The organism is Breznakiella homolactica (assembly GCF_016616095.2).
GTDB classification, from domain to species: Bacteria; Spirochaetota; Spirochaetia; order Treponematales; family Breznakiellaceae; genus Breznakiella; species Breznakiella homolactica.
The window spans coordinates 521,104-539,836 of the sequence record NZ_CP067089.2 but is presented as its reverse complement, the minus strand read 5'-3'; the positions used below and the strand labels follow the sequence as shown (position 1 = coordinate 539,836).

Below are 18,733 nucleotides of genomic sequence, written 5' to 3'. Positions count from 1 at the left end.
CCCCGGTTGGGTTTTTATAGGCGCCTTGGAGAAAATCGCAAAATTATTACCCCACAAAAGGGTACAGGTTGGCGATTTTCTCCACAGGGTAAGAAAACTTCTAAAAACTTAAGTTTTTAGAAGTTCCATAATGTAATACTAATTATTACAATATAATTCAGGAAAACTGTAAAGTCAATACTTACAGTTGTATTTTGTATTATTTGATGTTACATTTTACATAGAGGTAAGCATTTGAGGGTCAGTAAGAAATTTCCCATCGCGGTTCATTCCCTGCTTATCATGGCGCGGTTTGAAAATACCGATAAGGCCACCAGCGCCATGATTGCCCAGAGCACCGGATCGAACCCGGTTATTATCCGCAATATTTTCATCGCCCTCAAAAAGAACGGGCTCATAGAGTCGGCCACGGGCAAGAACGGCGGGGTGCGGCTGGCCAAAGCGAAGAAGGATATCTCCCTTTGGGATGTGTACAGCGCGGTGGAAACCGATGATATTGATGAAATCTTCAAGTTCCACGAGGGCTCCGGGAGCTGCGCGGTGGGAAAGAATATTTACCAGCTCATGCTTCCCCATATGGATACGGCCCTGGGGGCCATGCGGGACCAGCTGCGGAAAGTCACCCTGGATACTTTGACCGGGGAATTGCTTACTATGATTGAAAACCAGACCGGAAATTGTCCTGATAAATAGATGAAGGAGATGCGAAACCATGGATAAACATGTTCTTGTGATAAACGCCAGCCCCCGGGCAGAAGGCAATACCGAAGCCCTGTGCGACGCCCTGATTGCCGGCGCGAAGAAGGCCGGCCACCGGACCGCAAAGATAAATGTGCGGACCATGGATATAAAGCCCTGTCTCGGCTGCTACCAGTGTCTGGCCGGAAAGGGAACCCCCTGTATCCAGAAGGACGACATGAAAGAAATCTACACCGCCCTGGATCAGGCGGATACGGTGGTGTTCGCCTCCCCCCTCTACTGGTGGCAGGTGAACGCCCAGATGAAGACGGTCATCGACCGGCTGTTCGCCGTGGCCGCCGCCAACAACATGCAGATGCCCCAGAAAGAGGCGGCCCTGCTCATCGCCGCCGAGGACGCTCGGGAAGAAAACTTCGCCCAGATAGTCCCCTACTACCAGACCTGCCTGGTTAAGAATCTCAACTGGATAGACCGGGGCATGGTCCTGGCCGGGGGCGTCAACATGCCAGGGGATGTGCAGAAGACCCCGTATCTCAAACAGGCCGAGGACCTGGGCGCCTCCCTGTAGCAGACAATCTAATCACTTTCATCCATATATTTATTAAACAGGACAAGCGCCTCGTCCAGGGTGCCGCATTCCGTGTCGGTCACGTCGTGGGCTTCTTCCGCGGTTACCGCCAGGGGAGAGGCAATGCTCCCCTGCCCTGTGGTGACCCGGTATTTGCCGCCAATAAAAGAGATATCGGTAAAATACTTTTTGCGGCACGACGCGAAAAAAAGATGCCCCTCCACCGGCGCCGGGGGCAGCCGGTTCCGGGAGATACACCAGCCGTTGTATAACGCCAATGGTACAGGGCTTTGCTTTTCGGGATTCAGCTCCGCCTGCACCCGGGCCAGCGCCTCATCAAGGGAAATGAACTCCAGGGTATCAGGTTTATGCTCGGGCAGTTTCCAGACACCGTTTTGGCGGCAGCACTGTATCAAATAGAGGATAAACCCCTTGTCATTTTCCGAATACTCAAGGGACAGACTCTGGCCGGTAAACAGATTTACCGTGTTAAAAAGCGCGGGAACCGGACCGGTTGGCGGATACTCGATGTTGTTGCATTCCGTCAGCCATCCGCGGTCATAACTGAATTTCGCGTGTTTCATGTGCTTATTCTGCCATAAATAGACTTGCCCGATAACCCGATTGTACCACTGACAAACGCCATTGCCTTCCGGGGATTAGTCACGTATGATTAGCCATGAAGAAAACGCTGGCGCTGTTTGCCATTGTATCGGTTGTCTGTGTAAGCGCCGGAGGGGATATGCCGGATAAAGAGACGGAAAACCACGGCGCCCGGGAACTGTTTGCCCTGGCGGAAGAGTATTTCCAAAAAGGCGACGATGCCGAGGCGGTTACGTTCTACCAGAAGGCCGCGGACCTGGGTCATGCCGACGCGATATACAAACTCGGCGGCCACTATTACAGCGGTTCCGGCGTCAGGCGGGATTTTCAGAAAGCCTATGATTTATATAGCAAAGCCGCGGAGCTCGGCAATGCCGACGCCCTGTACCAGCTTGGCCATATTCACCAGTACGCCCGGTCCAGCACAAACGGGATAGGCATTCCCTTTGATATCAATACGGCAATCGCCTTTTATACCGATGCCGCCGAGCTGGGGCATCCGCTGGCCCAGGACGCCCTCGCGGCCCTGTATTTTAAAGGCGGGGATGTCGAGGGGGACCTTGAGCAGGACTACGCCCAGGCGCTGAAATGGTACCGGGTGCGGGCCGAGGCGGGAGATTCTTTCGGCCAGTATATGGTGGGAGAGTGTTATTACTGCGGCCACGGGGTCGCGCAGGATTTCATGGCCGCTTTTGAATGGTACACCCTGTCGGCGGAGCAAGACCCTCACAGTCCGGCGCTCTACAAGCTGTATCTCATGTATTTTAAAGGGGAAGGCGTGCCCCAGGATTATGAAAAAGCCAACGAGTGGTACAAAAAAATGCTCAGCGATCAGCTGCTGATATAGAAAAATCCGGCATTATTCTGCCCCGGTTTCTTCCAGCCTGTCCGCGATATTATAAAAACCCGACTGCCGGGCCATATCAAGGGGAGTTTTTCCGTTCTCATCTTTTATGCTTTTTTTTGCCCCATGGTCTAGCAGAAGTTCCGCAATCTCAAAATCGTTGTTCATTACGGCGTTGTGCAGGGCCGTTCTTCCCCTGCTGTCCTGGGCGTTACTATCCGCGCCGGCTTTCAGAAGCATCAGCACAACTTCGGCATCTCCTTTACAAACAGCGGCGTGTATGAGGCGGCAGCCGTTATGATCGTTTCCCGCAACATCGGGATCCGCCCCGGCGTCCAGCAGGAGCTTAAGCATAGCGGTATTGCCCAGCGCGGCGAAAACCGGAAGTTCGCCATGGCGGTCCGGCCCGTTGAGATCGGCTCCCTTTTCCTGCATCACAGGCACCGCGTTCAGATACCCTTTCTTTATCGCCCGGATAAATTCATATGGACTTTTATCCTTAAACGCGCCGTACTCCAGGAGCAGCAGGGTCTCTTTCTCCCCTTTATCAATGGCTTGGCTTAAGGGAGACCGGTGCTCTGTTTTGAGATTGGGATCGGCCCCGGCTTTTAAAAGGCATTCCAGCAGGCCCCAGCGCCGCTGCTCAAAGACCTGTACCAGCGGCGTATATAACAGCTCGCTTGTTTCGTTTATATCTTTTCCCGCCGCAACAAGCTCTTCGATTCTTTCACGGCTCCGGCCGAGGATAACCGACATCAGGATAGAACCGGTCATTTCGCCGGTCTCTTTCTCTTTGGCAATCACAGCCTCAATGGCCTCGCCCTGGGCGGGATAGAGGATCGAGATACTGGTGGTCTTTCTTCCGGCGCCGGCATCGGCCCCAGCCTCTTTTAAAAAGCCGCGCATCTCTTCGTCTTTGGCGTAATAATACGGAGCCCCCTTGGTAACATCAGCCCCAGCGGCTATGAGAATCTTTACCAGTTCAATATTGCCGGAAGAAGCCGCGGCGTCCAGGGCGGTGAGGCTTCCGGCGCTGATCACATTTGGCCAGGCGCCTTTCTCCAAAAGCTCGCTGACCGCGGCGGTATCGTTATCATAGATGGCCTCCAAAAGAGGCGGGACCCCCATATAATTATACGCGTCGACTTCGGCGATTTGCGGTTTTCCGTAACCGGGGTTCAGCCCGCGAAAAATGGCATCGGGATCGCCTATCAGCCGGCCGAGGGGATCAAAGGTAACAGCGGACATAGACGCTCCATTTTAAAACAGTATCGGTATCAAAAGGCTACCACGGGGCGGCGGGTTGTACAATGATGGCGGCGCCCGGGAAATTCCCGCGCCGCCGCCAGTTTATATAAACCAATGACTTCTTATCAGTTAAAAGAACGGCGCTGCGTCCAGCTCGCGGCCTATCTGTTCCAGGTTATCAACAATGGCGATGTGCTGGGGGCAGACCCGTTCGCAGTTTCCGCAGGCGATACAGTCCGAGGCCCTGCCGCCGGTGATTACCTCAATGGCGTATTGGCCTTTGGCCGCAGCCATGTCGTTGTAGACCAGCTTCCGGTTATACGCCCCAAAGACCTTGGGGATGGGGATACCCTGCGGGCAGCCCTCCACGCAGTACTGGCAGCCCGTGCAGGGAATACTGTGTATCTTGCCGATGGCCTCCCGGGCCGTTTCAATGACCGCCTGTTCTTCTGCGCTGAGGGGCCGGAAGTCCGTCATAAAGGATACATTGTCCCGCATTTGTTCCATGGTCGACATGCCGCTCAGCACGGTGATGATGTTCTTCTGGGACGCCGCGTACCGGATTCCCCAGGACGCCAGGGACACATCCGGGTCCGCATCGGTGAATACCTTTTTCACGCTCTCCGGAGGATTTGTTAAGAGGCCTCCCTTGAGGGGCTCCATCACCACAATGGGTTTGTTATGTTTCATGGCCACCTCGTGGCATTGGCGCGCCTGGATGGACGGGCTTTCCCAGTCATCGTAGTTCAGCTGGAACTGGATAAACTCAACCTCCGGGTGGTCCGTGAGAATTTTGTCCAGGGCCCGGGCGTTGTCGTGGATGGAAAAACCAATGTGCCGCACTACCCCCTTCTCCTTGAGTTCGGCCAGGTAATCCCACATGGCGAAGTCATCGAACTTTTTCGTTCGGGTGCCGCCGAGGTTATGGAGCAGGTAATAGTCGATATACTCCACCCCGAGTCGTTTGAGGGATGTCCAAACCATGGCCTTAGCCTCTTCGGCCGTGCCCACCGCAAAGGCCGGGGCCTTGGTGGCGATCTGAAAGGATCCCCGGGGGTAGCGGTCGACGATGGCCGTCTTCATGGCCTCTTCGGATTTTCCGCCCATGTATCCCCAGGAGGAATCGAAATAACTGAATCCCCGGGACATAAAAAGGTCCACCATATCCTTTGTCTGTTCGATATCAATCGTATTGTCCCCGAGCATGGGGAGCCGCATAAAACCAAAGCCGAGTTTTTTGATGTTCTCACCTAAATATTCCATATTCCAATCTCCTGTTGTGGCCGTTACTCTATGAGTTGACATGTCAACTCATGTATAATATAGCACCAGCAAGTTGACGCGTCAACTTCTTTTTTGATAGAGTTATTTTTGAAAAACCTAATTACCGGGGTGATGGCATGAAACAGAAAAAGCTGACCGAAGCTGATATGAAGATCTGGCGTATGTATAAGGAAACTTTCAAACTGATTTTTAACCGCATCCTTAAAGACAGTTACGATGCGACCGGCGTGTCCGACGGGGATTTTATGGTGCTGGATTTACTGACCCGGGCAGGAACCGGTGGGCTCCGCCAGCAGGAACTGGCGGACAAAATGGACTGGTCCAAAAGCCGGCTGTCCCACCATCTGACCCGGATGGAGAAACGGGAGCTGGTGGAAAAGCAGTCCCTGGAAAAAGGCAACGCCGTTCAGGTGGGGCTGACCCCGAAGGGGATCGCCGCTTTGGAGGCTGTCCGGCCGGTGATTGCCAACGGAATTAAGCGGTATTTTATTGACCTGCTTACCGACCAGGACCGGAAGTGGATAGCCGGCCTCGCCGCCCGGGCAAAAGAACAGGGAAACGGTCCGCGGTAAACCGGACTTCCATAGTACGATACAGTGGCCGAGGTATTACGAAAATACCGCACTATGGAAGCTGTCCGAACAAGTTGCGGACCATAGGTCCGATCAAACTTTTCAGACAGCCCATCCGTAGGAAGAGAAAAGGGAGAAATGGTATGGCTTCAAGCAAAGCGTTTGCGGATTTTCTTATGGAACAGTTCTCGGAATTGGACGGCGTCTCCTGCCGGGCCATGATGGGAGAATACGTCCTCTACTACCGGGAAAAAGTAGCCGGAGGAATTTATGACGACCGGCTTATGGTCAAACCCGTCCCGGCGGCCCTGGCCCTGATGCCCGAGGCTCCCCGGGAAGCCCCCTACCCCGGAGCCAAAGAGATGCTGGTAGTGGAGGATGTGGACAGCCGGACCTTCCTCGCGGAACTCCTGGAAGCCATGTACGGCGAGCTTCCGGCTCCCAAACCAAAGGAAGGCAAGCAAAAGGAGACCTGAGTATGCATGAGTGGCTGTACGTTATGTTTATCCAGCGGGGAAAAACCTACAATAAAATTACCAAAGAGGTAATTACCCGGCACGCCGAGAACCTCCGGGCTCTGGATGAGGCGGGAAAAATAGAGTTGGCGGGGGCCTTCAAGGGCTACCCCGGCGTGGCGGGCATGGTGGTCTTCAAAACCGGGACCCGGGAAGAGGCGGAGGAGCTCTGCAAACAGGAACCCCTGGTGGCCGAAGGCTACGCCGCATATACCCTCCGGGACATGCGGCCGGCCAACCGGGACAACAACTATCTGCTGTGACGAATCAACTTTGCCCCATCATATCAGCAGCGCGAAAATAATTAAGCCCCCGGCGCAGAGCGCCGGCAGGGCCTGGATAAAATAGATGGATTTTGTCACGGTTTTCCCCCCAAAGATACCCACAATAAATACAAACCCCATGAACAGCAGCAAAACCATCAGCCGGGTTGTCCCGGAAAATATAAACAGGGAAACCAGGATGGCCAATCCAAGGGCGCCGTTATAAATTCCCTGATTTTTTAAGGCTGTTTGGGCGTTGGGCTGGGTGACAAAATCCAGGGGCATCTTAAAAATCATCCCCTGCTTTTCCGGCGGGGCAAACATTTCCAGGATCATGATAAACAAGTGCAGGCCGCCGATGATCGCGCATACGGTCAAAATCGTTATGTTCATTTTTTTACCTCATTTTTGTAATAAAAAAAATATAATCCCCGGGGAGGAAAATAACAAGCAGAGGAAAAAACCCCGGGGCGCGGTCAGCCGGGAGAATAACTATTTACTGTATTAATACGAAAGATAGCAGGAAATATCATGCGTACTCTTTTTCTTTTTTATAGACTGGGGAAAACTATGAGGAGGAAACAAACATGATAACCATACAAGCAAGAACCATGGAACTTTCCGGGACGAGCTACGAAATCGGGTTCCGGCTCGGAAAGATGGCCGGAGCTATCCCGCCGCTTAAGAAACTGCACACCGGCGGCATGGCGGGTTTCGGCAAGGAGCAGGCCGCGGAGGCGGCTGCGCTGTTTAAGCGCTGGTGCCCCGGCCTGGAGGAGGAGCTTACCGGGTTCGCCGACGCCCTGGCAGTGCCCCCGGAACAGATCTTCTACTACGGCATGACCTACCTCCTGCCCCGGTGCAGCCAGATAGGGGTGCTCCCGGGAGCCGCCGCCGAGGGCAGGCCCCTGGTGGCCCGGAACTACGAGTTCAGCCACGAGGCGGAGGATTTCTGCCTGGTGAAAACCTCCGTAACCGGCAAGCACACCCACATGGGGACCAGCGTTATTTTCTTTGGCCGGGACGACGGGTTCAACGAACACGGCCTGTCGGTGACCATGACCTCCTGCGGGTTCCCCGTGGGGCCCATGCCCTATATGCGCCCCCCGAAAATCACGGGCCTCCAGTTCTGGGCGGTCATCCGCAGTGTGCTGGAAAACTGTAAGGATGTAGAGGAGGGACTGGATCATCTGGAGGGGATGCCCATCGCGTTCAACGTCAACCTGATGCTGGTGGACAAGGCGGGCAACCTGGCACTGGTGGAAACCCTGGATGGAAAGACCGCGGTAAAGCGGCTCGGCCCCGGCTCTCCGGAACAGCTCTTCTGGACCACCAACCACGCCGTTCTGCCTGAATTAAGGGCCCTGGAACCCCAGGCTCTGGTCCACTCGCTCCGGCGCTACGAATGGATAGGCAAAGAATTGAAGGACGCTGGCGGCATCACCAGGGACCGTCTGAAAGAGATACTGCTTTCCAAATACCCCGACGGCCTCTCCTGCCGCTTTTTTGAGGAATACTTCGGCACCACCAAGAGTATGGTGATTTCCCCGGCGGAGGGAACCATCGACCTGTGCTGGGGCGGCAGGATTGAAAACGGCTGGAACACCTACGATATCCGCGAGCCCCTGGCCGAAAGCGTACGGCCCATTGAAATCGACCCGGTAAAAGCGGACCCGGCGGAGTATCAATTTAAACCTCTCTGAGGTACTATTAAGAGAATGGCGATGGACTACCGGCAGGCCCTGGAACGGGCAATCATCTATATCGAAGAACACCTGGGGGAGGATATCTCGGTGGAAGGAGTGGCCCGTAAGGCGGGCTACTCCTACTACCACCTGACCCGGCAGTTCTCGGCCATCCTCGGGGAGAGCCTGGGGAGCTATATCAAAAAGCGCCGGCTGGCGGACGCCGCCAAGAAGCTCATCTATTCCGACAGGAAGGTCATCGACATTGCCCTGGAAAATGGCTTCGATTCCCCTGAGGCCTTCAGCAGGGCCTTCAAGGTCGTGTACAAGGCAAGCCCTCTGGACTACCGGCGCAACCGCTTCGACACCTTCATCAGCGGCAAGGAGCGGCTGGATGCGGGGCTCCTGGAGCATCTTATCCGGAATGTCACGGTACACCCGGCGATTGTGGAACTGCCTCCCATAAAGGTGGCGGGTATCCGCGGCGAAACCACCCTGAAGGACAACAAGCTGCCCCAGCTATGGCAGCGGTTCAACGCCCTGGCCGGGGAGATTCCCAATAAAAAAATGAAACCCCGGGGATTCGGCATCTGCGAAGCCTGCCGGGAAAACACCCTCTACAGCATGAACAGCGAAATCCTTTTTACCGAGGTGGCGGGAGTCGAGGTGGAATCCTTCGACGGTTTGCCCGCCCAGTTCGTCGAAAAGGAAATCCCCGGCGGACGCTACGCCGTTTTTACCCACCGGGGAACCCTGCGCCGGCTCACCCAGACCTTCAGCTATATCTGGGGTACCTGGTTTCTTTCGTCCGACGAAGAAATGGACTGGCGGGAGGACTTTGAGCTCTACGACGAACGCTTCCTGGGATACGACCACCCGGACTCGGAGCTTGACCTGTACATTCCCATACGGTAAGAATAATGGACTCCGCTATGGCAGAAGGTTTTCCCGGCATTGAGATTATGGAACGACATTATTGTATATAGCCACCGTGAAGGGATTCTATGGACAAAACGCTGAAACGGAAGCGGTGATTATTTCCGGAGCTTCTCCGCCTTCTTTAAACCCGCCAGGTACTGTTTTTTCACACCCTGGTTCTCTTCGCTCCTAGCAAGCTCTTGGACTGTGGTAAAAAGCTCTCCGCCGGCGTACCGGGGAATCTGGACGATCCGGCCCAGGGCGTAGGCGCTGCCCCAGCGGACCACCGTCTTGTCATTACCGGTGTTCTCCAGAAGCCGCTTAACCGCCCCCTCCAGCTTATCGGGAAAACAGGCGGCCAGGTTGCCGGCGATCCGTGAAGCTTCCCGCTTAAGGCTGTTGGAGGGAGAGGAAATAAACGGCTCCGCCCAGGCAAGCCATTCCGGGCCGGCAAGGCCGGGGTCCGTTCCCGAGACCGCTTCCATGGCTTCCAGGACAATACCCGTTTCCCTGTCCTTCAAATCCAAAGCTATAATATCCTGAACCGCAACGGTCCTGTCCGTAAGGGCTTGGATTAGGCGCCCGCGCTTTTCCAGAGATTTCAGTGAATCATTCCCCAATAAGGCCGCGATATCCATCAACCCGCCTCCTGCAATTATCGTGTTTTCTTAATACCCCAAATACGTTTTGATCTTTATAGTATGCTCTCGTAACACGGCCTCACAGTGGCCGATGTGGTACATGGTGTGCTGCGCCATTTCCATGGTCACATCGAAATTAGTAAAATTGATGTCCCTGTTGATATCCATTTTAATCGGCAGGTACAGCCAGTCATCATTTTTATTATTAAACCATTTTTCACATTGGTTCTTTGTTCCGGCGCACATTTCCAGCACGTCATTTTTCGTATGGTGCTGTTTCTGTATATCCTTTGGTTCCATATCCAGTTCGTTGTGTATGCTCAAACCGTTTACCCCATCTTCTATTCCGTCAAAGAAATTAATGGCTTCATCCCGCATCCATAAAAACATATTGCCCAGGGTGTGAACCATCTGGTGCGAAAAGGTATAGCCGGAAGACTTTTTATTCCATAATCCATCCGGGCATATTTCAACGATGTCTTCCAGTTGTTTAAAATACTGAATAAACCGATCCGCAAATTTTTTTACTAAAATGTTATTTTCCATTTTGTTCCTCTGATGTTTGATAATCACTGGTTTTTGGTAATAGCCCGTTTGATAAAATACCGTTTATCCCAAAGTTTAACTGATAGATTTTATTACTTTTACTGGTAACAGTAATAATCTGTAAACTATGATGTTTTTTCTCTGTACGATTCAGTCCATGGTAGATATAGGCCCGGTCCTGATGCCAATAGTTATCCCCAAGAATATTGATTACATCGTGTATATCTTCTCCAATAAATCTGCCAAAGAAGTGAAGCCCTGTCTTTTTTTTGATAGTAACATTTATGAGCACATTATTTGCAAACTCAATATCCATATAATCATTTCTCGCAATGATCAAATCTGTATCTTGCATTATTCCCGATCCAGGGTCTTCCGGGAGATGTTTATATTCAATTGCGTAATCATCGTTATTAATATAATAATTCGGATCGGAGTGTATTCCAAAAAAGATATCTTCATTTACATATTTTAATAAATCATCATTTGTTAATGCAAACCCATAAACTTCTTCTTCTGTTGGAGTTTTCTTTTCCTCAGTCAGATTTCCCCTACTCACTATAGGTTTAATTCCTTCACTTGGTTCCAATAATTGAATATCCCTCGCAGGTTTTTCTGAATTGGAAATATTTACAGCTTTATTTTCACAGGAAAAGAGAAAAAAAGTAATTAATACTAGAAATGTGAATGTTTTCATTTTTTTCTCCAATCATAAACATTATTACACGTTAAATATATTTATGACAGGCCGCCCCAGTACATGGATGGACTGGAGCGCAGCCTGGCGCCAAGTGTTTTTGGTGTCAGGCCCATTTGCGTGTTTATGGGAGCGGCTCGAAGGTCCAGGTGCTGTTCGCGGCACCCAGGGGCTGCATCGTGAGGATATTATGGCTGCTGCCGGATGGGAGCTCCGACAACGCCGCGACGACAAGCGCCGGGTTGGTCTTGTTTGTGATAGCAAAACTGCCGTCCGGCTGACGCAGTAACTTCCACCATTGCGAATTATCTGCGGTATTAGAATATGCTGCTTTCAGGCCCATTCCTTCTGAAGCTATGTCACCGCTCAGTACAATCACATACTGGGTGTTGTAACTTGATTGGATCTGGAAATACTCTTCCTTCACGTCAGGTATGAATTTGAATACCTGCGTGAGGATTGTTGATGAAGTAAAGGGCTTTTGTATCCACAGTATTGCATCGGTGCCGATTATGGTTCCACCCTTCATGTCAATGACCATGTTTTCGCCAGAGGCTTTGTCCATGTAGGGTAAGTGTTTGGCGCAGTTTTTTATAAAACCAGGAGTTTCAGGCGGACGGAAGGAAGTGTCATTGCTGGGGTCGGATGGTTCTTTGTTGGTTGTTTCTTCAAGGGGTGTACTTGCCGCTCCCGCGTTGTAACTGCCGTTTTCCTTTGATCTTGCGAAGATGTAATATTTGGTTTCCGCTGTTAACCCGCTGAATGTTACGCTGTCCTGCCACCCTGCCGCGGGCACGGAATTTTCGGTGTTTTTTACGTATTCGATTGTCTGCCCTTTCGGCGCCGCAGGCGGCGGTGAAACGATTATGCTGTTATGCGATTTTTCCTCCAGCACGGGCGCGCCGACTGCCGCTCCCGCGGATTTGCCGCCTGTTTCTGTGCCGCCGACCGGGGATGCGCAGGCCGCAGCAATCAAGGCTGCTGCCCCGATTAGTATAAATCGGACGATCAGGGCTGAAATGCGTGGATTTCTTTTCCGCATAAATATCTCCAGATACGTTATTGTACACCATTTTTATATTATCACCAATATGTATACTCCATTATCTCCTTTTTTTCTTTATTTTCCTTCTTTATTTACCTGGTTTTATTCCCTTTCTTATTTTCAGTTCGGTACAAATGTCTGATAGCGTTGTTTTCTGTAGTTTGTCTTTTACATTTTTCTTCTGAAATAAGTTCGGATCACATATATTTTATTAATCTTTTCAACAACAATTTTATTTTTTTTCTATTTCTTCTTTGCAATCATCTCTATTTCTATCTTGCTTCCCAAAGGTAATGATGCAACTCCTATAGTCGTTCGTGCAGGATATGGCTCATTAAATTGCTGTTGATATATTTCATTCATGGCGGAAAAGTCATTCATGTCCGTTAAATATACATTAACTTTTTGTACATCATCAGCACTCAATCCAGCAGCATCCAATACACTAAATAGATTTTTAAATCCTTGTTGCGTTTGTTCTTTAATATCTCCCTCAATAAGTTTACCGGTATTTGGGTTTATTGGTGTTTGTCCGGATAAGAATACCAATCCATCTATATCAATACCTTGTGAATATGGACCTATAGAAGTTGCATTTTTTGCAGTAATTGCTTTTCTTGGCATAATATTTCTCCTTATGGTTTTAGTTTCCTTAAAAGTTTTTCAAAAGGTTCAGACAAATGACACATAACAGTCTATAGACAGGCGGCCTTAATGGAACGTCCCCAGGACCTCGTCCCAACGGGCCGCTTCCGCTTCGTCCCGGTCCACGCCGATGCCCCGGGCGTAGGCGTCCCGGATGTAAATACAGCTGAAGATGTTCCGCTGTTGTGCCGCCATAAGATGCCACCTGAAGGCTTCTTCATCGTCCTGTTCCACTCCCCGGCCCTGGGAGTAAAACTCCCCGAGCTTGTACTGGGCGGTGTGGTCTCCCCGTTCCGCCGCCCGCCGGTACCATACGGCGGCAGCGGTGTCGTCCGACTCCACGCAGTCGCCGTGCTCGTACATCCAGCCCAGGCTGTACTGGGCCAGGGGGTGGCCGTGGTTCGCCGCGGCAAGTTTCCAGGTGAAGGATTCCGCCGGTTCCGGTTCCCGGAGGATGATCGACTCCGTGTTGGGAGCGTTTCCCCAGGTACGGACAAGGTTCCCTTTGCCGTCGGGCTGGAGCCAGATAATACTGCCGTATATCCGGGACAGCTCGTACTGCGCCGCCGGATGGCCCTGGCCGGCGGCTCGCAGCAGCCATTGCACGGCGGTTTCCATGTTCGCCCGGTATTCCCCGGCTATCTTCTCCGCGGCGGCCGTATCCGTATAATCCGGCGGTCCGGCGCCGTCAATCCGGGCCTTCCAGCCCAGGAGGTCCATGCCCCGTTCGTAGAGGGTTTCCGGGTTCTCGGTCATTTCCGCGAGCATGGCGGCAAGCTCCTCTGCCGCGGATTTGTTTCCTTTTTCCGCCGCCAGGGAATACCACCGGATGGCCTTGCCCGGATCCCTGGGCGTACCCAGACCCAGACGGTAGGCCCGGGCGAGGTTGTACTGCCCCATGGTATCCCCGTGGTCCGCCGCCAGAGCGTACCACCGGAAGGCTTCCGCTTCATCCTTTTCCACGCCCCGGCCGTTCTCGTACATCACCCCTATGTTGGTCTCCGCGTTGGCTTCCCCCTGGGCCGCCGCCTTCTGGTACCAGCCCAGGGCCGCGGCGTCATCCCGGGGAACACCCTTGCCTTCGTAGTAAAAGCAGCCCAGGTCGTACTGCGCCTTGGGGTGGCCCTGCTCCGCTGCCAGGGCAAACCACCGGGCCGCTTCCGCCTCGTCCCGGTCAATCCCCAAAGCCAGGGAATACATCTGGCCGAGAAAATACTGGGATTCAATGTCTCCCTGTTCGGCGGACAGCCGGAACCATCGGGCTGCCTCGGGCCTGTTTACTTCGATACCGTCCAGGCCCCGGTAGTACATGAGCCCCAGGTTGTGCTGCATGGTCCGGTCGCCCTCTTCCGCTATGGCCGTGTACCAGCCAAGGAACTCTCCCGTTTCCAGCTGAAGGTCCTTCCGGTCGTGCATAATACAGAGGCTTTTCCGCGCGTCGGCGTGGCCCTGATCCGCGGCGAGCCGGTACCAGACCGCCGCTTCGGCCTTGTCGCCGGTGACGCCGTATCCATGGTAGAACATTACCCCCAGCTGAAACTGGGCGTACTCGTCGCCCCTTCCGGCGGCGAGTTTGTACCACGGCACCGCCTCCGGGCCATCGTAACCGTTTTCCGCCGCCAGGCTGAAATACCGCAGGGCTTCGGCCTCGTCCTTTTCCGTGCCCTGGCCATAAACGTACAGGAGGCCCAGCTGGATCCGGGCTTTGCCGTCTCCCTTGTCCGCGGCCAGCTTGAACCACTGGAACGCCTCGCCGGCGTCCCGCTCCACCCCGGTCCCGTTAAGATAGAAGGAACCCAGGATAACCCGGGATTCGGAGTCTCCCCGTTCCGCCGCGAGCCGGTACCACTTGGCCGCAGTTTCCTCGTCCTTCAGCGCGGCGATTTCGCCGGCGTAAATTTCCCCCAGCCGTTTCCGCGCCGGAATACTCCCCTGCTCAGCGGCCTTCCGGTACCATTCCAGAGCCGCAGGAATATCCCGCGCCGTTCCTCTTCCGTGTTCGCAGGCCAGGGCTGCCGTGAACTGGGAATAGGGTTCCCCCTGCTCCGCGGCGAGCCGGTACCATTTGAAGGACTCAGCCTGGTCTTCCTCCACCCCGTCCCCGGTTTCATAGATCCACCCCAGATCGTACTGCGCCTCGGCATACCCCTTTTCCGCGGAGAGCAGAAGAAACTGCATAAGTTTGCTGTAGTCGTCCTCGGTGCCTTCGTAATCCGGGTGGTACATCACGGAAAGGTCCCGGAGGGCCATGGCGTGGCCTCTCCCGGCGGCACGGCGGTACCATTTCTGGGCCATTTCTAAATTCTTCTCAACGCCGGCGCCGTAAATGTACGCCAGAGCCAGGCGGTACCGGGCATCGGTGTCCCCCTGTTCCGCGTCAAGCTGCATCTGCCGCACTGCCCTCCTGCGATCTTCCCCAATCTCGGCGCAGCCGTTTTCTCTAAGATGGATCCGGGCCGCGTCATGGCCCTGCTCCGCCGCCAGGATAAACCATTTATTAGCCTCGGCTTTGTCGATTTCCGCCTCCGGCCCGTACCAATACCGGAGCCCCAGATCGTACTGAGCCTGGGCGTGGCCGTTCTCCGCCGCCCTCCGGTACCACCTGATAGCCTCGGCCGCGTCTTTGGCGGCGCCCAGCCCGTCTTCGTACATCCCGGCGAGCCGGTACTGGGCTTCGCTGTGCCCCTGCTCCGCGGCGGCCCGGTACCACCTGAGGGCTTCGGTGCGGTCCATGGCGGCGCCGTACCCGAAGTAAAATATCCGGCCCAGATTAAACTGCGCTTCGGGATCGCCCTGGTATGCGGCGGTCTGATATTGGGATATTTCTTCTTTTTTTCTGTTATCCATGGCTGTTCTCCGGGGTGTTGTCCATTTCAGAATCGGCATTCCCCGTTTTTCTCCGGTTTCTTCGTTTTATCATACCATACCAGAGTTAGGCGTTCCACCAGGAAAAGGCATTCATTCAGCATGAAAAATGAAATATGAAAAATGAAATATTTTTCTTGACAACCAACAGTATTGGGGTACAATAAGGCATGGCAGTAATTGTACGTGAAGGATTGCGGGATATTGTTTACAAACGTCTTCATGAGATGATTGAAGACAGCAGGTTCGTTCCCGGAACCAGGATCAATGTGGAGCAGCTTACAGAAGAAATGGGTGTCTCCAGGACACCTATCTGGCAGGCCATCGGTAAACTTGAGAAGGAGGGTCTTCTAGTATCCGTTCCCAATAAGGGCGTTTTTGTCAAAGTTCTTTCGCCGGAGGAATCCATAGACCTGTATTCCGTCCGTGAGGTCCTGGAATGCATGGCCGCGGAACTGGCGGCGGTGCACATTACCGGCAAAACCATAGACCGGATGGAAAAAAACCTGGCGGAACAGCGGGAAGTCATTGCCGCCAAGGATCTGGTAGCCTATGGCCGCCTCGACGCGCTGTTCCATGAGTCGGTTTACAAAGCATCCACGAATAATTACCTCATCGATATTCTGGGGGATATCCAGAAGAAGATGCGCCCCATGGTTATGCACATGCAGGATATATTAAATGATCTGTATACGGATCATACGATCCTTTTTAACGCATTAAAGGCCGGAGATCCCCAGGCGGCCAGGGAATCTTTCCGTATCCATAACGAACGGATGAAAAGCCTTATCCGGAATGTAGCCGATTCCGGCTCTGTGTAAAGAGGAGCCGCATACAGAGCGTTACATAGTTCTTTCTAAAACGAAAAATTGAATTTTAAAATCAACTAATAATAATACCCTATTTAAACCAACACCATTACATATTTTGAACCTCTAACAATTCTATTTTTAGCGGGAGAGAAGTCTGTGCAGGTGAAATCTTAGATTTAAGGAGGTATAGAATGAAACTGCCAAAAGAGAAAACAGCCATCGTTTTGATTGAACCCCAGAATGATTTTCTTTCAAAGGGCGGCACCATGTTTCAGTACATCGAGGATCAGCTGAAAGAACGGGGGGTGATCGGGAACTTGCAGAAACTGCTCAAGGGTGCCCGGGGAAAGGTAAAGATTTTTTACTGTCCCTTTGAAGCCTTCCAGCCCGGGTTCCCGGAACTGAAACCCACCGGACCCGGGACCGGCGGCTTGCGCGGTATCGAGATGGAAATGAAGGCCGACTGGGGAACCGGCGCCTGGGTGGCGGGAACGCCTGGGCCGGAGATCATCAAGGAGCTGACTCCCGAAAAAGGTGATATCGTTATCCGGGGAAAAATGACCCTGGATGCGTTCCATTCCACGCCGCTGAATTACCTGCTCCGGGCCAATGAAATCGAACACGTGGCGTTCACCGGATTCCATACCAATTGGTGTGTTGAATCATCCGCCCGGTCCGCGTATGACCATGGGTACCGTGTAACGGTTATTTCGGACTGCACCGCAACCGATACGGAGCGGGAACAGAAATACGCAGAAGAGGTTATCTTCCCCAAGATCGGAACAGTGATGACCGCTGATCAATTCCTGGAAGCATTAGAATAACGGAACCGCGGAACATACGGGGAGACCCTATGTTCCGGAAAAAACTGGAGGTGCAGAATGAAACAGTCGGAAAATACAAAGTATTTATTTCCATATTAATGTGTCTTACTCTCAGTGTTTTTGTGTATGCCGGGGGCGGCAGCGAAAAATCCGCTTCCCAGGATACGGTGGTCCTCAACTTTACCTACTGGGGAGGTCCCTATGAAAAACCAACCATCGAAAATATGATTGCATCATTTGAGGCGAAGTATCCCCACATCAAAGTACAGGGCCAGCATATACCCGCGGACTATGAAGCCAAGATGAGCGCCATGGTCGCGGGGAACCAGGCGCCCGATCTTGGGTATATCCGGGACTGGATGGCCCTGGATTACGCGAAAGAAAATATGCTCTACAATATTTTTGACCTCATCGACGCGGACAGCAGTATCCAGCGGGACGATTTTATTGAAGATCTCTTCCTGTACTGGGACAAGGGAAAATCATACGGAATGTTTACCGCCGCCGAATCCTACGGGCTGTTTTACAATAAGCAGGCCTTCAGGGACGCGGGAATCCCCGATCTCCCCACAACAATGGAAAGCGCCCTCACCTGGGATCAGTTTGTGGAAATTACAAAGAAACTTACCATTGACAGAAACGGCAAAAATGCCACCGAACCCGGGTTTGACAGGACGAGAATCCGGCAGTACGGTCTCCGCTTTGATTTCAACCAGGGCGCGTACATGCCTCTGGTCAGATCCAACGGCGGCGATTACGTAACCGACGACAATAAATTCGGGCTGACCCAGCCCGCGGCACTGAAGGTTCTCCAGAATATGGCGGATCTCACGGTCAAACACGGCGTAGCCCCGGCACCCGCGGAAGCCAGTGCCCTTCCCTCCGCGGCGGTAAGCCTGATCAACAAACAGGCGGCCATCATCATGATCGGCCAGTGGGTACTGCTCGACCTCGCCCAGGGGAGCGCCGATTTTGGAGTGGGTGTTCTTCCCAACTACGGAACCTATGTAACGTCGCCGGGCTGGGGAACCATCGGTATTTTCAAGACCACAAAACACCCCGAAGAAGCCTACCTCTTCTGGAAGTGGATTACCGATCCCGCCAACTCCCTGGAAACCCACAAGGCCGGCCTCTGGATGCCGATGATGAAAAAATACTACACCGACAATAGCCTGGTAAGTCTCTGGGCCCGGGGCAACAAAGCCCACCCCGAAGGATACACCGACGCAATCATGCTGCCCGTACTGAATAACCTCAAAACGCATCCGTCATCGTATGTCATGAACTTCCCCAAAATTGACGCTCTGGTACAGCCCGCTCTGGAGCGGATGTACCTTGGCCAGGAAACCGCGGAACAGGCTATGAAAAAGATTGAGCCTGAAGTAAACAAACTGATCCAGGGAAAGTATATCTGGTAGCGGACTGTAAAAATCCGGGATATCCGAAACATACCCGTGAT

Annotated in this window: 21 protein-coding genes; 11 read left to right on the top strand and 10 right to left on the bottom strand. The window is 53.0% G+C overall.

Annotated elements, in window-relative coordinates:
- Positions 1-234: 234 nt before the first annotated feature.
- Positions 235-693, top strand: a complete 459-nt coding sequence (locus JFL75_RS02690) for an RrF2 family transcriptional regulator (RefSeq protein ID WP_215625157.1) — start codon at positions 235-237, stop codon at positions 691-693.
- Between the two features lie 19 nt (positions 694-712).
- Positions 713-1,267, top strand: coding sequence for a flavodoxin family protein (locus JFL75_RS02685; protein ID WP_215625156.1), 555 nt, complete (start codon positions 713-715; stop codon positions 1,265-1,267).
- Between the two features lie 8 nt (positions 1,268-1,275).
- Here the strand turns inward: JFL75_RS02685 and JFL75_RS02680 are convergent, their stop codons facing one another.
- Entirely contained in the window at positions 1,276-1,851 is a 576-nt protein-coding gene (locus tag JFL75_RS02680) for a hypothetical protein (RefSeq protein ID WP_215625155.1), read from the bottom strand.
- Between the two features lie 95 nt (positions 1,852-1,946).
- Between JFL75_RS02680 and JFL75_RS02675 the strand changes: the two genes are divergently transcribed.
- A complete protein-coding gene (locus tag JFL75_RS02675; protein ID WP_215625154.1) occupies positions 1,947-2,717 on the top strand; it encodes a tetratricopeptide repeat protein in 771 nt (256 codons plus the stop codon).
- 12 nt (positions 2,718-2,729) lie between these two features.
- Here the strand turns inward: JFL75_RS02675 and JFL75_RS02670 are convergent, their stop codons facing one another.
- Together JFL75_RS02670 and JFL75_RS02665 are read right to left on the bottom strand one after the other, a co-directional pair.
- Positions 2,730-3,962 (bottom strand): ankyrin repeat domain-containing protein, encoded by a 1,233-nt coding sequence (locus tag JFL75_RS02670; protein WP_215625153.1) that lies wholly within the window; start codon positions 3,960-3,962, stop codon positions 2,730-2,732.
- A gap of 129 nt (positions 3,963-4,091) precedes the next feature.
- Entirely contained in the window at positions 4,092-5,225 is a 1,134-nt protein-coding gene (locus JFL75_RS02665) for an aldo/keto reductase (protein WP_215625152.1), read from the bottom strand.
- 137 nt (positions 5,226-5,362) lie between these two features.
- Between JFL75_RS02665 and JFL75_RS02660 the strand changes: the two genes are divergently transcribed.
- The 3 genes from JFL75_RS02660 (at position 5,363) to JFL75_RS02650 (ending at position 6,596) form a co-directional block, all read left to right on the top strand.
- A complete protein-coding gene (locus JFL75_RS02660) occupies positions 5,363-5,818 on the top strand; it encodes a MarR family winged helix-turn-helix transcriptional regulator (protein ID WP_215625151.1) in 456 nt (151 codons plus the stop codon).
- A 143-nt stretch (positions 5,819-5,961) separates the two neighbouring features.
- A complete protein-coding gene (locus tag JFL75_RS02655) occupies positions 5,962-6,294 on the top strand; it encodes a TfoX/Sxy family protein (RefSeq protein ID WP_215625150.1) in 333 nt (110 codons plus the stop codon).
- 2 nt (positions 6,295-6,296) lie between these two features.
- Positions 6,297-6,596 (top strand): YciI family protein, encoded by a 300-nt coding sequence (locus tag JFL75_RS02650; protein ID WP_215625149.1) that lies wholly within the window; start codon positions 6,297-6,299, stop codon positions 6,594-6,596.
- Positions 6,597-6,614: 18 nt separating this feature from the next.
- On the opposite strand, the gene JFL75_RS02645 is transcribed toward JFL75_RS02650, so the two are convergent.
- Entirely contained in the window at positions 6,615-6,989 is a 375-nt protein-coding gene (locus JFL75_RS02645) for a DUF1304 domain-containing protein (RefSeq protein WP_215625148.1), read from the bottom strand.
- A gap of 194 nt (positions 6,990-7,183) precedes the next feature.
- Here JFL75_RS02645 and JFL75_RS02640 point away from each other — a divergent pair, with 194 nt between their 5' ends.
- Both JFL75_RS02640 and JFL75_RS02635 read left to right on the top strand, forming a co-directional pair.
- Positions 7,184-8,299, top strand: a complete 1,116-nt coding sequence (locus JFL75_RS02640) for a C45 family autoproteolytic acyltransferase/hydrolase (RefSeq protein WP_215625147.1) — start codon at positions 7,184-7,186, stop codon at positions 8,297-8,299.
- Positions 8,300-8,320: 21 nt separating this feature from the next.
- Complete coding sequence (locus JFL75_RS02635) at positions 8,321-9,196, top strand: AraC family transcriptional regulator (protein WP_215625146.1); 876 nt, start codon at positions 8,321-8,323, stop codon at positions 9,194-9,196.
- A 119-nt stretch (positions 9,197-9,315) separates the two neighbouring features.
- On the opposite strand, the gene JFL75_RS02630 is transcribed toward JFL75_RS02635, so the two are convergent.
- The 6 genes from JFL75_RS02630 to JFL75_RS02605 form a co-directional block, all read right to left on the bottom strand.
- Positions 9,316-9,837 (bottom strand): hypothetical protein, encoded by a 522-nt coding sequence (locus tag JFL75_RS02630; protein WP_215625145.1) that lies wholly within the window; start codon positions 9,835-9,837, stop codon positions 9,316-9,318.
- A gap of 30 nt (positions 9,838-9,867) precedes the next feature.
- Positions 9,868-10,386: a hypothetical protein gene (locus tag JFL75_RS02625; protein WP_215625144.1), complete on the bottom strand. Its 519-nt coding sequence runs from the start codon at positions 10,384-10,386 to the stop codon at positions 9,868-9,870.
- A complete protein-coding gene (locus JFL75_RS02620) occupies positions 10,376-11,083 on the bottom strand; it encodes a hypothetical protein (protein ID WP_215625143.1) in 708 nt (235 codons plus the stop codon). Before JFL75_RS02620 ends, JFL75_RS02625 begins: the two co-directional genes overlap by 11 nt.
- Before the next feature lie 124 nt (positions 11,084-11,207).
- A complete protein-coding gene (locus JFL75_RS02615) occupies positions 11,208-12,125 on the bottom strand; it encodes an RICIN domain-containing protein (RefSeq protein ID WP_215625142.1) in 918 nt (305 codons plus the stop codon).
- Between the two features lie 246 nt (positions 12,126-12,371).
- Positions 12,372-12,752: a RidA family protein gene (locus tag JFL75_RS02610; RefSeq protein WP_215625141.1), complete on the bottom strand. Its 381-nt coding sequence runs from the start codon at positions 12,750-12,752 to the stop codon at positions 12,372-12,374.
- A gap of 87 nt (positions 12,753-12,839) precedes the next feature.
- Positions 12,840-15,620: an SEL1-like repeat protein gene (locus JFL75_RS02605; RefSeq protein ID WP_215625140.1), complete on the bottom strand. Its 2,781-nt coding sequence runs from the start codon at positions 15,618-15,620 to the stop codon at positions 12,840-12,842.
- 188 nt (positions 15,621-15,808) lie between these two features.
- Here JFL75_RS02605 and JFL75_RS02600 point away from each other — a divergent pair, with 188 nt between their 5' ends.
- From JFL75_RS02600 to JFL75_RS02590, 3 genes are all read left to right on the top strand, one after another.
- Entirely contained in the window at positions 15,809-16,459 is a 651-nt protein-coding gene (locus tag JFL75_RS02600; RefSeq protein WP_215625139.1) for a GntR family transcriptional regulator, read from the top strand.
- A gap of 182 nt (positions 16,460-16,641) precedes the next feature.
- Positions 16,642-17,274, top strand: coding sequence for a cysteine hydrolase family protein (locus JFL75_RS02595; protein WP_215625138.1), 633 nt, complete (start codon positions 16,642-16,644; stop codon positions 17,272-17,274).
- 29 nt (positions 17,275-17,303) lie between these two features.
- Positions 17,304-18,692 carry an ABC transporter substrate-binding protein gene (locus JFL75_RS02590; protein WP_215625137.1) on the top strand — a complete coding sequence of 463 codons (1,389 nt, stop codon included), beginning with the start codon at positions 17,304-17,306 and terminating at the stop codon, positions 18,690-18,692.
- Positions 18,693-18,733 lie beyond the last annotated feature (41 nt).

Coding starts and splice junctions, on each gene's coding strand:
- JFL75_RS02650 (WP_215625149.1), top strand. CDS start 6,297: ATGCATGAGTGGCTGTACGTTATGTTTATCCAGCGGGGAAAAACCTAC.
- JFL75_RS02665 (WP_215625152.1), bottom strand. CDS start 5,225: ATGGAATATTTAGGTGAGAACATCAAAAAACTCGGCTTTGGTTTTATG.
- JFL75_RS02675 (WP_215625154.1), top strand. CDS start 1,947: ATGAAGAAAACGCTGGCGCTGTTTGCCATTGTATCGGTTGTCTGTGTA.
- JFL75_RS02645 (WP_215625148.1), bottom strand. CDS start 6,989: ATGAACATAACGATTTTGACCGTATGCGCGATCATCGGCGGCCTGCAC.
- JFL75_RS02615 (WP_215625142.1), bottom strand. CDS start 12,125: ATGCGGAAAAGAAATCCACGCATTTCAGCCCTGATCGTCCGATTTATA.
- JFL75_RS02590 (WP_215625137.1), top strand. CDS start 17,304: ATGTTCCGGAAAAAACTGGAGGTGCAGAATGAAACAGTCGGAAAATAC.
- JFL75_RS02625 (WP_215625144.1), bottom strand. CDS start 10,386: ATGGAAAATAACATTTTAGTAAAAAAATTTGCGGATCGGTTTATTCAG.
- JFL75_RS02680 (WP_215625155.1), bottom strand. CDS start 1,851: ATGAAACACGCGAAATTCAGTTATGACCGCGGATGGCTGACGGAATGC.
- JFL75_RS02605 (WP_215625140.1), bottom strand. CDS start 15,620: ATGGATAACAGAAAAAAAGAAGAAATATCCCAATATCAGACCGCCGCA.
- JFL75_RS02670 (WP_215625153.1), bottom strand. CDS start 3,962: ATGTCCGCTGTTACCTTTGATCCCCTCGGCCGGCTGATAGGCGATCCC.
- JFL75_RS02595 (WP_215625138.1), top strand. CDS start 16,642: ATGAAACTGCCAAAAGAGAAAACAGCCATCGTTTTGATTGAACCCCAG.
- JFL75_RS02600 (WP_215625139.1), top strand. CDS start 15,809: ATGGCAGTAATTGTACGTGAAGGATTGCGGGATATTGTTTACAAACGT.
- JFL75_RS02610 (WP_215625141.1), bottom strand. CDS start 12,752: ATGCCAAGAAAAGCAATTACTGCAAAAAATGCAACTTCTATAGGTCCA.
- JFL75_RS02660 (WP_215625151.1), top strand. CDS start 5,363: ATGAAACAGAAAAAGCTGACCGAAGCTGATATGAAGATCTGGCGTATG.
- JFL75_RS02655 (WP_215625150.1), top strand. CDS start 5,962: ATGGCTTCAAGCAAAGCGTTTGCGGATTTTCTTATGGAACAGTTCTCG.
- JFL75_RS02685 (WP_215625156.1), top strand. CDS start 713: ATGGATAAACATGTTCTTGTGATAAACGCCAGCCCCCGGGCAGAAGGC.
- JFL75_RS02620 (WP_215625143.1), bottom strand. CDS start 11,083: ATGAAAACATTCACATTTCTAGTATTAATTACTTTTTTTCTCTTTTCC.
- JFL75_RS02640 (WP_215625147.1), top strand. CDS start 7,184: ATGATAACCATACAAGCAAGAACCATGGAACTTTCCGGGACGAGCTAC.
- JFL75_RS02630 (WP_215625145.1), bottom strand. CDS start 9,837: ATGGATATCGCGGCCTTATTGGGGAATGATTCACTGAAATCTCTGGAA.
- JFL75_RS02635 (WP_215625146.1), top strand. CDS start 8,321: ATGGACTACCGGCAGGCCCTGGAACGGGCAATCATCTATATCGAAGAA.